Annotated in this window: 1 protein-coding gene; it reads left to right on the plus strand. The window is 74.1% G+C overall.

Annotated features, from left to right (window positions below; all coding sequences use genetic code 11):
- Window positions 1-251 (plus strand): STAS domain-containing protein (locus SB775_RS32055; RefSeq protein WP_410865325.1); only part of this gene is annotated, 251 nt, incomplete at both ends.

A 251-nucleotide genomic window follows, 5' to 3' on the forward strand; every position in this document is an offset into this window, starting at 1 on the left:
GGTGCTGACCGGCGCGCTCGACCGTGCCGCCGTCATCGCGTTGTGGCCCCAGGCCAGTGCGGCACTGGCGGGCATCCATCGCCTGGACCTGCGCGGGGTCGAGCGCGTGGACAGCGCCGGCGTGGCCTTCCTCGCCGAGCTGGTCGCGCGCCTGCGCGCGGCAACGGCCGCCGAGCCGGTCCTGCTTGGCACCCCTACCGGCCTGTCGGAGCTGGCTTCGGCCTACCGGCTGACGCCCACATTGGAATTCC

The organism is Peribacillus sp. SIMBA_075 (genome assembly GCF_046534585.1).